We start from the raw sequence: 12086 nt of genomic DNA, 5'->3' as shown, positions 1-12086 counted from the left end.
ATCATTTTTCTGTTGGCAAATTAGTCGAAAGGCTAAGACGCAAAGTTTCCGGTCTAAGGTTTAAACTATGATAGCGGGGCTGCTGGGTGATTATTGTACGGTATCGCTTGCTCTCAGTGTCGTTTTTGTGTATCCATATGAAATGGATAAAATTTTGTGACTCTTAAGGTGTTACTGTGTTTATGCATACGTCGTTGGCCTGTGGAAAATGGTCAACTATAGGTTGTTTAAATCATCATACCCAATTATTCATTGGAGATGTGATTAGTGTAACCTTTTCAGACATGCAAGGAGAGCTCGTTGATTTATCGTTTGAATATAAAATTACCTCTTTGGAACAAGGTGAGCCTCATGCTTGGCCACGGTTAGTTGCTGAATATATAAACGTGCATGTCCCTTTAGTAAGTGCAGGCAGAATGACCAAGCAAGGTTTGGTTGTAGCTTATCGAAATAACGAAATATTTGCCCTAGAAAGTAGCGGTATTAATAAAGCACAGGTTGAGTTTCATTGTGTAGCAAAGTGTGACAACTTAATACAATACAACGACCAAGAATATGATTACGTATACCCTCAGTGTAGCGAAAAATACAATGCGGGCACTAAGGTACTACAACTTAAAACAGGTTACATATACCAGTGTAAGGCATGGCCATTTAGCCAGTTTTGCAGAACCAATAATGATAAAGACCCAAGCTTTGAACCTGGTGTGGGAAAAAGCTGGGCGATGGCGTGGACTAAGGTCTCTTAGCGCTTTTAAAATAAAAACCAACTTCCCATGGGTGTAATGACAAGAATAAAATTGCAGTAATTTTAAAATTTGGACTTATACCTCAAGCCCACTCACTATGAGTGGGCTTTTTTATTTTTATGATAAACTGCCCGCATTGTTATTTTTTATACGGTTTTGTTGTGTCATTAAGTGAATTTTCTTCTCAATCATTAGCTCGTTTTCCTGTTGCTAAAAAGCAGCCCCATCAATTAACTATGCACAATAAAACGCGCACCGATAACTACTACTGGATGCGTGATGATGAGCGCGAAAACGAAGAAATACTCGCCCATTTAGCAGCCGAAAATGCATATTGCGATGAGCAACTAGCCGCGATAAAACCGCTACAAAACAGTATTTTTGAAGAACTAAAAGGGCGCATCGTAAAAGATGACAACACGGTACCGGTAAAAGATGGTCAGTACTGGTACCACTCAGAGGTTCGGGGCGATGATGAGTATTCACGCCATTACAGAAGCACGAGCATTAATACTGATAACAAGCAGTTACTACTTGATGTAAATGTTTTAGCCCAAAACCATGAATTTTATGAACTAGGTGAAGTAGCGCTAAGCCCATGCGAGCAATTAATGGCCTACAGTGAAGATACCGAAGGGCGTAGAATTTACAGCGTACATTTTAAAAATTTGCAAACCGGTGAAATGCTCAGCGATGTTTTAGAAAATACCGAAGGGCAAATTGTTTGGGCTAACGACAATAAAACCGTATTTTACGTTAAAAAAGACTTACAAACGCTACTGGGTTTTCAGGTGTTTAGGCACGAGTTAGGCACAGCGCAAAGCCAAGATGTCATGGTGTACGAAGAGCACGATAAAAGCTTTTTTATGGGCTTGGGTAAAAGCCGCGATGAGAGCTTAATTATTATTGATTTAGCCACCACCGAAACAAATGATACGTGGGTGCTTGATGCCAATAACCCGCAAGGAGAGTTTTACCCCTTGCTGCCGCGTGAGGAAGGTCATGAGTTTGATATTGATAAACATGGCGATACTTTTTACATAGTAACCAACTGGCAGGCTAAAAATTTCAGACTGATGACGGCAACAAGCGAAACAATCGCAGATAAAACGCAGTGGCAAGAGCACACCGCGCACCGTGAGCATGTGTTGCTTGAAGGCGTAGAAATATTTGATGACTTTTTAGTATTAACTGAGCGCGAACAAGGCCAAGCTCGCTTTGTTGTGATTAATAAAGCCCAAGCACGCATGGCGCTTGAATTTAGTGACCCGTGCTACTATGCCGCTGTAGCGATGAACCCCGAGCCCCAGGCGCGCTCGGTCCGTATTTATTATTCAAGTCTCACCACGCCAGGAACGTTGTACAATGTTGATTTAGCCTCGGGTGAAAAAACATTACTTAAACAGCAGCAAGTACTGGGTGGGTTTAATAGTGCACTTTATGCCTCTGAGCGCTTACTTGTGACAGCACGCGATGGCGTGCAAGTACCTGTTTCTTTAGTTTATAGAAAAGACACCTTTACCAAAGATGGCACTAACCCGCTGTTTCAATACGGCTATGGCGCATATGGTTACACGATAGATCCGAGCTTCTCGAGTACTTCATTGAGTTTGCTAGACCGCGGCTTTGTGTATGCTATTGCACATGTTAGAGGCTCCGAAATGCTAGGACGCCACTGGTACGAGCAAGGTAAAAAAGAGCATAAACAAAATAGTTTTAACGACTTTATTGATATTACAAGGGCTCTTGTTGAGCAAGGCTACGGTGATAAAAACAAAGTGTTTGCCTCTGGCGGCAGCGCAGGAGGCTTATTGATGGGGGCTGTTTTAAACCAAGCGCCAGCGCTTTATTTAGGTGTAGGGTGCCATGTGCCATTTTTAGATGTGTTAACCACCATGTTGGATGAAAGTATTCCACTTACCACTAACGAGTATGATGAATGGGGCAACCCAAACAATGAACATTTTTATGATGTTATAGCTAAGTACTCACCGTACGATAATATCAGCGCCAAAGACTACCCGCATATTTTAGTGACCACAGGCCTGCACGACTCTCAAGTGCAATATTGGGAGCCTATGAAATGGGTGGCGAAAATGCGAGAGCTAAAAACGGATAATAACATATTGGTTTTTAAAACGGATATGGATGCCGGCCATGGCGGCGCATCAGGCCGCTTTAAAAGTCTAGAGGAAAAAGCGCTCGAAATGGCCTTTTTTATTGCACTAATAAATTAGCTGCAAAATACGCAAAATGTATTAAGCTTTAATGAAGCACTGATAAATATAAGGTTATTTATGTTTGGAGCACACGGAGAGTTTCAGATTTGCTCTCAGCCACCCACTATGTATTTAAAGCTCTTTGGTAGTTTTAATAACGAAGGAATTAATTTACTAACCAATGGTGTGGTTAACGAATTAAGTATGCACCCTAAAGGCGCAGTCAAGTTTGTTGTAGTTAACTTAGAAGAGTTTGAGTTAATAACGGTAGATAGTATGGACTCGCTAGAGACGTACTTTGCCAGCGTTAAAGAGCGTGGCTACGAACGCGTAGATTACTTGTATGCAAACATTATCGCTAAAAACATGTTTGAAAAAGTCTGGAACAGCAGTGATGTAGAGGTAAATTTTTATAAAGACTCAGAAAATTACCTACAACAACACCCAGACGATGAATACATAAAAAACTATTGGTAAAAAGCCATTATAAGCCCTATGCAACAGGGCTTATAATGCTCTCTAAGCAGTTTTTGTATCTTCTTGATAAATTTAATGAGATGTTGTTTTTAAGCTTAACTTTATAGTCGCCGCTATCTGTTGGCATAAGCTCCTTAATGGCATGTTTTCTAACAAGCGTGGAGCGGTGAATGCGTATAAAACCTTCAGGCTCTAGCTGTTGTTCAATGTTTTTCATTGTTTCACGATGTAAAACAGGGGCGCTGCTGCCATTAAAGTGTAGCTCTACATAATTACCCGCGCCGTTTATCCATACAATATCGTTAATATCTATTAAACGTACTTTTCCTACATCTTTAACAACAATATGTGCAGCAATAGGTTGCTCGTTTTCATGTGCTGTTTTTAACAGGCGCTCTGCTTGTGTAGCTAATGGACATAAATGAATAAGCTTCTCGAAACACTTTTCAAGCCTAGAGGTGGTTACATCGGTCGTTAAAAAATCGACTGCGCCGACTTCAAACGCAAAATTAGCAAACTCAGCCGACCTAGCAATTATGACCACTTTCATTGTTTTAGTCAGTTCAGTTAGGTGCACTATCTGAGTGGGATCATTTAAATTAGATAATTCGTAAAAAAGCACATTAAAACGAGTGGTATCTATTTGATCTAAACGCTGCTCGGGCAGCTGCGTTTGCGAGTCAAAATGGCGGTGAGCTTGTACTTGTTGAGCTAAGAATGTTGCAAGTTTGCTCGTGTTAACTCTAATTAGTGCATGAAAGTAAGTAATCATAGAAAATTCCATCTCTAAAGTGTGTAGTTATAAAGACCGTGTATTTAATAAAAAATGTTAAAAAAAATTCAATCTAACCTATAACAATCTGGGATAAATGCCTTCATCCCATAAATCCTGCTGCTTATACCAAACTAAACGCCAGTTAAATAATGCACATAGTGTCTTAAAATTATTCCACTTAATGTTTAATTGTTTGTAACTAGCTAGTTACAAAAATAACAATTCAGGGACATTATAGTATGAAAAAAATAAATAACTCAGGTTGTCGTACATTTAAACGATCTTCTTTGTCTTTAGCGCTTAGTGCGACAGTGCTAGCTGGCTTCTCTTTTCAAGGTGTAGCTGCAGAAGAAGACGAAATTGAAAAAATAGAACGCGTGCAAGTAACGGGTTCTCGTATTCGTTCAGCAGAGGCAATGTCATCAGCACCTATACAGGTGGTAAGTGGCGAGGCAATTGATGCATCAGGTTCTCTAAATATTCAAAACCTATTGCTAGAAAACCCGGCATTTGGCTCTCCGGCTATTAGCCGTACTAACTCTAACTTTTCAACGGCAAGCGCGGGTGTAGCTACTGTTGATTTGCGTAACTTAGGTTCAAATCGTACTTTAGTACTTGTTAATGGTCGCCGTTACGTATCGGGTGTGCCAGGTAGCTCGGCAGTTGATTTAAATACTATACCTAGCCAATTTATTGAGCGTGTGGAAATTATGACTGGTGGTGCCTCATCAGTATATGGCTCTGATGCGGTTGCGGGTGTAGTTAACTTTGTACTCAAAGATGATTTTGAAGGCGTAGAGTTTGAAGGCCAGTACGGCGAGTCAAGCGAGGGCGATGATGAATCGCGCCAGTTTTCTTTTACCTCGGGTTTAACTACGGGTGATGGCAAAGGTCAAGCCATGTTCCACTTAGGCTACTCAGACCAAGGCGCTGTGTTTTCACGCGACCGTGAGCGCTCTGCAGTAGATCAGTTTTCAGGTATTTATTTTGAAGACGATCCGGCGGCAAATCCAGGTTCTATTTTTGAAGCTGTAAATCCGTTTTTCTCATCATTTCCTCCGCAAGGGCGTTTTGATGCAGGCGATACACGCTTTACTTATGACCCAAACAACAACTTACAAGACTCGTTTAGCACCAATGGCGGTGACGGTATAGATGCTAACGGCTTTAACCGAAGTGGTGTACGTACTATCGCTATACCTACAGAGCGCTACCTGTTCGCCTCAAATGGTAGTTATGAGCTTACTGATAAACACAGTTTCTTTTTTGAAGGGACGTATGCTTCTAGTACCACTATTTCAGAATTAGAGCCTTTCCCGTTCGCCTCAGATGACATTTATGCTAATGGTCGTGTGCCTATTGAATTTGATGTAAATGGTGAAATGCTCAGAAACGCTTTTGTACCAGATGATATCTACAATGCAGCAACAGACACTGATGGTGATGGTGCGCGTGATATCTTCTTTGCAAAACGCTTAAGTGATGTAGGTAACCGTGGTGCTCGTGCAGAGCGTGATACATTCCGCTTAGCGGTGGGCTTTCAGGGTGAAATTAACGACAGCTGGTTTTACGATACCTATTATGTGTACGGTAAAACGAAAGAGTCGCAAGTCTCTGGTGGCTTAGTAAATGTACAAAGCTTTCGTCAAGGTTTAGAGGCCGTCATTGATAGCCAAGACTTAGATGGTGACGGCATTACCGACGAAGCGATTTGTATTGATGCAACAGCGCGTGGCTTTAATTGTGCGCCAGTGAACATTTACGGATTTAATTCACTATCGCAAGGTGCAATTGATTTTGTAAGTGCACCAAGCACGCTTTCTACATCGGTAGAACAAGAAATTATTGGCGGTAACGTTTCAGGTGATTTATTTGAGCTGCCTGCAGGTATGGTAGGTATAGCAGCTGGTTTTGAGTACCGCGAAGAGTTTTCTCGTAGTGAATTTGATGCTCTACAGCAGGCAGGCTTAAATGCCGGTAATGCAATCCCTGCAACCGAAGGCTCTTTTGATGTAACTGAATACTATGTTGAGGCGAATATCCCAGTGTTGGATGCCGTAACAATGAACGCAGCAGTGCGTTTATCTGACTACTCAACAGTGGGTAATACAGAAAGCTGGAACGTAGGTGTTGATTGGGAAGTGATGGATAGCTTACGCCTTCGTGCTACCCGCGCCCGCTCTACACGTGCGCCTAATATTGATGAGTTATTTTCACCGCCTTCGCAAACCTTCCCAAGTGGTTTAAATGATCCATGTATAGGTGTTACAAACAGCGGCGGTGGCGCTGTTGGTGATGCATGTCGTGCCGATGTGGGTGTTGCAAATAATATTGCATCAAACGGGGAGTTTACCCTTAATCAATCTGATTTACAGGGCATTAGTGGTTTTAACCGTGGTAACCCAGACTTAAAAGAAGAGGTTGGTGACTCAGTGACTGTAGGTGTGGTATTTACTCCAGAGGAGCTAATTTCAGGCCTTGACGTTACCCTAGATTATTTTGACATAGAAATCACGGATGCGATTGTATCTACACCACGTCAGTTTATTTTAGACCAGTGTTACGGTGGTGGCGATGATAGTTTCTGTAGCTTTATAACTCGTCGAAGCGGTCCATCAGGTAATAACAGTGCAGGCTCGCTTGAGTTTATCGATAGCGGTGTATCAAATAGTGGTGGTTTAGGTACAGAGGGTGTGGATTTAACACTTACTTACTCTGCCGATATTGGCCCAGGCGCATTTAGAACTCGCCTTGCATACACTTACTTGATTGATGGTTACACCATTCCGTTACCTGGTGCAGATAAAGATGAATTTGCTGGTGAAATTGGCGCATCTGAACACAAAGCTAACTGGAACTTAGGCTATAAGCTTGATGACTTTGACTTTAACTGGAGCATGACTTACATAGGGGCTGCTGACTTTGATGATCAATTCTTAAGTGGCTTTGGTATTCCTGCTGGTGGTGTGGGTATTGGCTCAGTAACCTACCACGATGTACAAGCAAGCTACCATATAAGTGACGCGGTAGAGCTATACGCCGGTGCTAACAACTTATTTGATAAAGAGCCTCCGCGTATACTGTCAGGTGTAAGTGGCTCAAGCACAGGTACTGAAACCGACGCAGGTACATATGACCCAATCGGACAAACCTTCTACATTGGTTTTAGAAGTAAATTTTAACCTTTAATACTGTTAACAAAAGCCTCAGCCATTGCTGGGGCTTTTTTATGCAAGTGCGATAAGGGTGGGCTGGATTACTTTAAAATGGTTTACGTACCGCTTAAACCAAAAACAACGCCACTGGTAACAGTGGCGTTGTTTAGTCAGTAGGGGGCGCTACTATAGTATCCGAATCGCAAAGAAATTTACGATTCTCCCTATTTGTAGCCCTCGCCTTTTGAGGGCTTTTTTTTGGCCTAGTCTAAGTACGCTTTTAACATCCATACTAGCTTTTCTTGCTCTGAAATATAATCACCCATTAATGACGCTGTACCTTCATCATCTGCATCACCTGCTTGAGTAAGTACTTCACGTTGCATTTTAATTAGTGTGCTGTAACCAGCTAATAGGTTTTCTACGGCTGCGGTACCATCGCTAATGTTTTTAGCTTCTTTAATTTCACTGACTTCTAAGTAATCAGAAAACGCATGTAATGGTGCGCCGTCTAACGTTAAAATACGTTCAGCAATTTCATCTACTTTTTCAAGCAGAAGGTTGTAAATCTCTTCAAATTTAATATGTAATTCAAAAAAGTTACGGCCTTTAATATTCCAATGAAAACCGCGCGCATTCATGTATTGAATTTGGTAGCTGCTCAATAATGTATTGAGTGACTTAACAATGTCTTCGCTTTTTGCGCTGTTTAAACCAATTGCATTTACCTGTGACATACCTTGCTCCTTGATGAACCGTTTATTTATGAACTGATGATCATTATTGCTTAGTGCTGTTAATTAGTAAAATCGTTTAAACCACTCGGTGTAATAGGTCTTAACTATTAGTAACGTAAAGCACAACAAATGACGCATACAATATAGATGGAACGAATTTATTAAAATTCTACCCCTTAACAATAAAATAAAGACAAAACATGGATAAATTATGATCTAAAACAAGTTTTCTACAAGGTTGAATATTGGCTATTTGATGTATTGATCTAAATCAGTAAATGCCTGTGGCTGTAGCGCATAATTCTCTCGAGCTATATAAATATTTTAAATTTATTGGAGAGCAATTATGGATGCAAAAACAGTAAAACAAAATAAAGCAGAATTAATAGTGGTAGGTATAGCCGTTATAGCCTTTGTGTTAGGGCTGGTGGCGCACTTGGCTGGCGCAAGCTTTGCCAATGCTGACACGTTTGGTTACATTGCCGCGCCAATGCCACTTATTTTAGGGGTAATATTTTTAATCAGTTATAAAATAGCAGAGGCGGGAGAAGGCTAGGCTGCTTCGTTAAGACACTTAATAATGTATTCAAGCACTTGGCGAGAGTAAATCATACTGGTGTGGCTTAAATGAAACACTTTATGCTCAGCCATGCCTTTAAGCTTGGTTTCATCAAGTAGTACAGTGCCGTCTGATTGGCTGCCTTTTACAATTAACGGCATTAAGCCAATGGGCAAATCGCCAGCAATACTGTAAAGCTTGGCCTTAAACGGCCAATTACCATTTTTGGTGAGTAAAAATTCAACGCTGTTTTTTAAAAAGGTTTCAAACCCTTTTTGCTTCATTTTTTTCGCTATGTGGCTGCCTTGGTGAGGCGTGCCGAGTGTAATTACTTTAGTGACGCACTGGCTCGCTTGCGAGCCTGCCTCTAAGTAAGCGCGCGCAATTAAACCGCCCATAGAGTGGCATACCAATGCAGAAGGCTCATCACCAATAAACTCATCAATTTGTTTAAATATGGTGCTTAAATTAGGGTCGAGCGTATTGTAAGTGAGATTAAGTACTTTAACGCCAGACTGTTCAAGACGAGAGCACAGCGGGCGCATAACAAAGCCCGACATATAAAGGCCGTGTAATACAATAACGTGGTTTATTTTCATACGCCCTTACCTACAATTTACATTAACTGTTGTGGTTTTATTTCAATATTAGCCGTATTAGAGCTGACCCACACATCACCATCTTGAACGGTAATGGTAAGTTTTATATTGCGGTCTGCTAAATCTGCAAGTGCCTGAGTAGCGGCGTAATCAAGGCTAAAAATACTTAAGTTTTTAAAATCGTACAACTTAGGTTGATGTTTTTGCCACCAAATAGCTTGGTTGTTTTCGCCATAGGTATAAAGCACTACTTTTTTAGCTTTATTACAGGCTTTTTTAAGGCGCTTTTCATCTGGCAAACCCAGCTCAATCCACAGCTCTATTTCCTCACTGTAGTTTACATGCCAAAGCTCAGGTTCATCGTCGGCACTTAAGCCTTTGGTAAATTCTAAGCCATCACAACTGTTTAGCGCATAGGCTAATAAGCGAATCATCAAGCGTTGTTCGGTTTCAGAGGGATGCTGTGCCAACGTTAAATTAAAGTCTTGGTACACGTGGCGGTCCATATCGCTTAACGATAATTGCGCTTTAATAATGGTAGATTTAAGAGCCATAATATCTAATCTAAAAAAATTTGCGCCAGTATAGCGCAATTAAATGAATTGCCAGTTAAAAAGTAGCTTATCGACAGCCTTAAATAATTTGTCTTTACAGGTACAAAACATTATATTAGCGATTAATTTTTTGATGAGTAAAGTTACAAGGATGATTAAATGGAGTTAAACAAGAAAAAAATTATTGAACTTTTTATCAACAATGTAAAAGGTAAAAAGCCAGAAGTTCAAGGTCGACGTCATCATGGAAGTCATGGTCATTGGTTAGAAAGACAGATGGGTATTAAGGCTAATTCTAGTAATTTAGCTGATATTTTTGGTTATGAAATGAAGACTCATACCGCATCTAAAACATCTTTTGGTGATTGGTCTCCAGACAAATCACTTTGGGGTCGCTATCGTTCTGAGCCAACAATAAAAAAATTAAATAGAGATAAAGAGTTTTTAGTTGCTTTCGGTCAAGCTAACCCAAATAAAGAAGATCGATACTCGTGGTCTGGAATGCCTGTTCCTAAAGTAAAACAGTTTAATCGATTTGGGCAAAAGTTAATCATCACACCAGGACAAGATATACAAGCAATTTACAATTACTCTGCTGATATGCGTAAAAATAAGTCTGATATAATTCCTAAGGAATTACAAAAGCAAAATTTACTAGTGGCTCAATGGACGAAAGCAAAAATAAAGCCTAAGTTAGAGCGAAAATTCAACCAAAAAGGTTGGTTCAAGTGTACTCTTAATGGTTGTGGTGTTTTTGACGCAATTGTTTTTGGTGAACCGATGAACTACGAAAATTGGCTTAATTTAGTGCGAGAAGGGCATGTTTTCTTTGATTCTGGAATGTATCAAGGAAACCGTAGACCCTATTCACACTGGAGAGCTAGCAATAACTTATGGGATAAACTAGTAGTTTCCCGCTACAGTTAATAATTTCGTATTTAAAGAAACTCTATTATTTATTAATATTTAGTAGAGTTTTTACTACTTCATTTGCTAATGCATCAACAACCTTCATACAAACAGAATTACCAAACTGCTTATATATTTGACCTTGAGAAACTGCATCTACAATATATTCTTCAGGAAAGCCCTGTAATCGAGCACACTCTCTGGGCGTTAGCTTTCTAGGGCGCTTACCAAGTTCTGATTGATCAATTAAAATCTCAGAGCCGTCTTTGTAGTAACGAGCACTGATTGTATTTGCATATTCACTTTCAGCATTAAACAGCGAGTAACCAAAGCCATTCCCTTTAGTTTTATGCTCTTCTTTTCTGCGCTGGTGGCCTGCCCATAATTTCTCCGATATTGTAAACTTATCATCACTAGGGGCTATAGCGCTTAAGTCTTCTAAAATATCACCTACTCTTGTTGGTGTTTTAGGCGGGGTCGGCCAGTTAAATAGCTCACTAAAGTCACAGTCTTTAAAGTAATTCTTATCAAACCCTACAACGAAAACGCGCTCTCTGTTTTGAGGAGCGCCAAAGTCACCCGCCCTAAGTACTTTATAATCAACCCAATAATTTAATTTCTCTGATAGCGCATGCCTTGTCTCTTCACTTAAAGGCACATCATCAGGTATTTCTAAATCAAAGTTACCCCTTAAAATATCTAAGATAGTATTTAAGGTACGGCCTTTATCATGCCCCTGAAGTTGCTTTACGTTTTCAAGAACGAAAGCTTTAGGCTTTTTCTCAGTGAGTATCCTTTGAATTTCAAAAAACATGGTTCCACGGGTATCACTAAAACCTTGTTTGAGGCCAGCTTGAGAGAATGCTTGACACGGGAAGCCTCCTAAAAGGATGTCATGATCAGGAATGTCTGAAGCAGCGATTTGAGTAATGTCACCATTTGGCATTTCACCAAAATTAGTTAGGTATGTTTTTTGCGCAAACTTATCCCACTCAGAGGTAAATACACAGTGCCCACCAAGTTTTTGAAAAGGCAATCTGATCCCACCAATTCCTGCAAATAAATCTATAAATGTAAATTCAGACTCTGATAAAGGTTTTTGTTTAAAAGGAGCACTCTCTAAATGAGATTTTAACTCTGATTCTAGATTGAATATATCAGTTAGCTTTTTTGCTGTAGGTTTATGCTCGCCAGTTTCCCACCCCCTAACTGTTCTCTCACCAGTAGAAGCCATACCAAGTAAGTTCGCAAATTCTGTACGTCCTAAGCCTAAGTTTTCTCGTATACTTTTGATTTGACTTGCTATATCTTTATTCATTGAAACAGTACTCATTATGCTATTTAACTTATCCG

The 12086-nt window shown here is 40.2% G+C and carries 11 protein-coding genes and 1 riboswitch; of the genes, 6 read left to right on the top strand and 5 right to left on the bottom strand.

Going from position 1 to position 12086, the window contains the following annotated elements; genetic code table 11:
• The first annotated feature begins 4 nt into the window (after positions 1-4).
• Positions 5-87, top strand: a riboswitch (cyclic di-GMP riboswitch).
• A gap of 95 nt (positions 88-182) precedes the next feature.
• The 3 genes from AN389_RS08675 to AN389_RS08665 all read left to right on the top strand — a co-directional run bounded on the left by AN389_RS08675 (position 183) and on the right by AN389_RS08665 (position 3445).
• Positions 183-749 (top strand): hypothetical protein, encoded by a 567-nt coding sequence (locus tag AN389_RS08675; RefSeq protein WP_055015577.1) that lies wholly within the window; start codon positions 183-185, stop codon positions 747-749.
• Between the two features lie 119 nt (positions 750-868).
• Positions 869-2986, top strand: coding sequence for a S9 family peptidase (locus tag AN389_RS08670; RefSeq protein ID WP_408003053.1), 2118 nt, complete (start codon positions 869-871; stop codon positions 2984-2986).
• Between the two features lie 60 nt (positions 2987-3046).
• Entirely contained in the window at positions 3047-3445 is a 399-nt protein-coding gene (locus AN389_RS08665) for a hypothetical protein (RefSeq protein WP_055015539.1), read from the top strand.
• A 16-nt stretch (positions 3446-3461) separates the two neighbouring features.
• Here AN389_RS08665 and AN389_RS08660 read toward each other — a convergent pair whose 3' ends face one another.
• Positions 3462-4217, bottom strand: a complete 756-nt coding sequence (locus AN389_RS08660; RefSeq protein ID WP_055015540.1) for a LytTR family DNA-binding domain-containing protein — start codon at positions 4215-4217, stop codon at positions 3462-3464.
• 242 nt (positions 4218-4459) lie between these two features.
• Between AN389_RS08660 and AN389_RS08655 the strand changes: the two genes are divergently transcribed.
• Positions 4460-7402: a TonB-dependent receptor domain-containing protein gene (locus AN389_RS08655; RefSeq protein WP_055019632.1), complete on the top strand. Its 2943-nt coding sequence runs from the start codon at positions 4460-4462 to the stop codon at positions 7400-7402.
• Between the two features lie 236 nt (positions 7403-7638).
• On the opposite strand, the gene AN389_RS08650 is transcribed toward AN389_RS08655, so the two are convergent.
• A complete protein-coding gene (locus tag AN389_RS08650) occupies positions 7639-8112 on the bottom strand; it encodes a Dps family protein (protein ID WP_004585992.1) in 474 nt (157 codons plus the stop codon).
• A gap of 346 nt (positions 8113-8458) precedes the next feature.
• On the opposite strand from AN389_RS08650, the gene AN389_RS08645 reads away from it, so the two are divergent.
• Positions 8459-8668: a hypothetical protein gene (locus tag AN389_RS08645; protein WP_055015542.1), complete on the top strand. Its 210-nt coding sequence runs from the start codon at positions 8459-8461 to the stop codon at positions 8666-8668.
• On the opposite strand, the gene AN389_RS08640 is transcribed toward AN389_RS08645, so the two are convergent.
• Positions 8665-9270 (bottom strand): alpha/beta hydrolase, encoded by a 606-nt coding sequence (locus AN389_RS08640; protein ID WP_055015543.1) that lies wholly within the window; start codon positions 9268-9270, stop codon positions 8665-8667. The genes AN389_RS08645 and AN389_RS08640 overlap by 4 nt on opposite strands.
• A gap of 17 nt (positions 9271-9287) precedes the next feature.
• Complete coding sequence (locus AN389_RS08635; protein WP_055015579.1) at positions 9288-9824, bottom strand: YaeQ family protein; 537 nt, start codon at positions 9822-9824, stop codon at positions 9288-9290.
• Between the two features lie 159 nt (positions 9825-9983).
• On the opposite strand from AN389_RS08635, the gene AN389_RS08630 reads away from it, so the two are divergent.
• A complete protein-coding gene (locus AN389_RS08630) occupies positions 9984-10751 on the top strand; it encodes an LlaMI family restriction endonuclease (RefSeq protein ID WP_055019631.1) in 768 nt (255 codons plus the stop codon).
• A gap of 25 nt (positions 10752-10776) precedes the next feature.
• Here the strand turns inward: AN389_RS08630 and dcm are convergent, their stop codons facing one another.
• On the bottom strand, positions 10777-12051 hold the full coding sequence (gene dcm / locus AN389_RS08625) for a DNA (cytosine-5-)-methyltransferase (protein ID WP_082430548.1): 1275 nt from the start codon (positions 12049-12051) through the stop codon (positions 10777-10779).
• Positions 12052-12086: the final 35 nt, after the last annotated feature.

The sequence above is a fragment of the Pseudoalteromonas sp. P1-7a genome (assembly GCF_001401855.1).
Classification (GTDB): domain Bacteria; phylum Pseudomonadota; class Gammaproteobacteria; order Enterobacterales; family Alteromonadaceae; genus Pseudoalteromonas.
This window is presented reverse-complemented; position numbering and strand designations above follow the sequence as displayed.

Excerpts from the sequence above, each read along its gene's own strand:
- AN389_RS08675 (WP_055015577.1), top strand. The coding sequence starts at position 183 with ATGCATACGTCGTTGGCCTGTGGAAAATGGTCAACTATAGGTTGTTTA.
- AN389_RS08670 (WP_408003053.1), top strand. The coding sequence starts at position 869 with ATGATAAACTGCCCGCATTGTTATTTTTTATACGGTTTTGTTGTGTCA.
- AN389_RS08665 (WP_055015539.1), top strand. The coding sequence starts at position 3,047 with ATGTTTGGAGCACACGGAGAGTTTCAGATTTGCTCTCAGCCACCCACT.
- AN389_RS08660 (WP_055015540.1), bottom strand. The coding sequence starts at position 4,217 with ATGATTACTTACTTTCATGCACTAATTAGAGTTAACACGAGCAAACTT.
- AN389_RS08655 (WP_055019632.1), top strand. The coding sequence starts at position 4,460 with ATGAAAAAAATAAATAACTCAGGTTGTCGTACATTTAAACGATCTTCT.
- AN389_RS08650 (WP_004585992.1), bottom strand. The coding sequence starts at position 8,112 with ATGTCACAGGTAAATGCAATTGGTTTAAACAGCGCAAAAAGCGAAGAC.
- AN389_RS08645 (WP_055015542.1), top strand. The coding sequence starts at position 8,459 with ATGGATGCAAAAACAGTAAAACAAAATAAAGCAGAATTAATAGTGGTA.
- AN389_RS08640 (WP_055015543.1), bottom strand. The coding sequence starts at position 9,270 with ATGAAAATAAACCACGTTATTGTATTACACGGCCTTTATATGTCGGGC.
- AN389_RS08635 (WP_055015579.1), bottom strand. The coding sequence starts at position 9,824 with ATGGCTCTTAAATCTACCATTATTAAAGCGCAATTATCGTTAAGCGAT.
- AN389_RS08630 (WP_055019631.1), top strand. The coding sequence starts at position 9,984 with ATGGAGTTAAACAAGAAAAAAATTATTGAACTTTTTATCAACAATGTA.
- dcm (WP_082430548.1), bottom strand. The coding sequence starts at position 12,051 with ATGAATAAAGATATAGCAAGTCAAATCAAAAGTATACGAGAAAACTTA.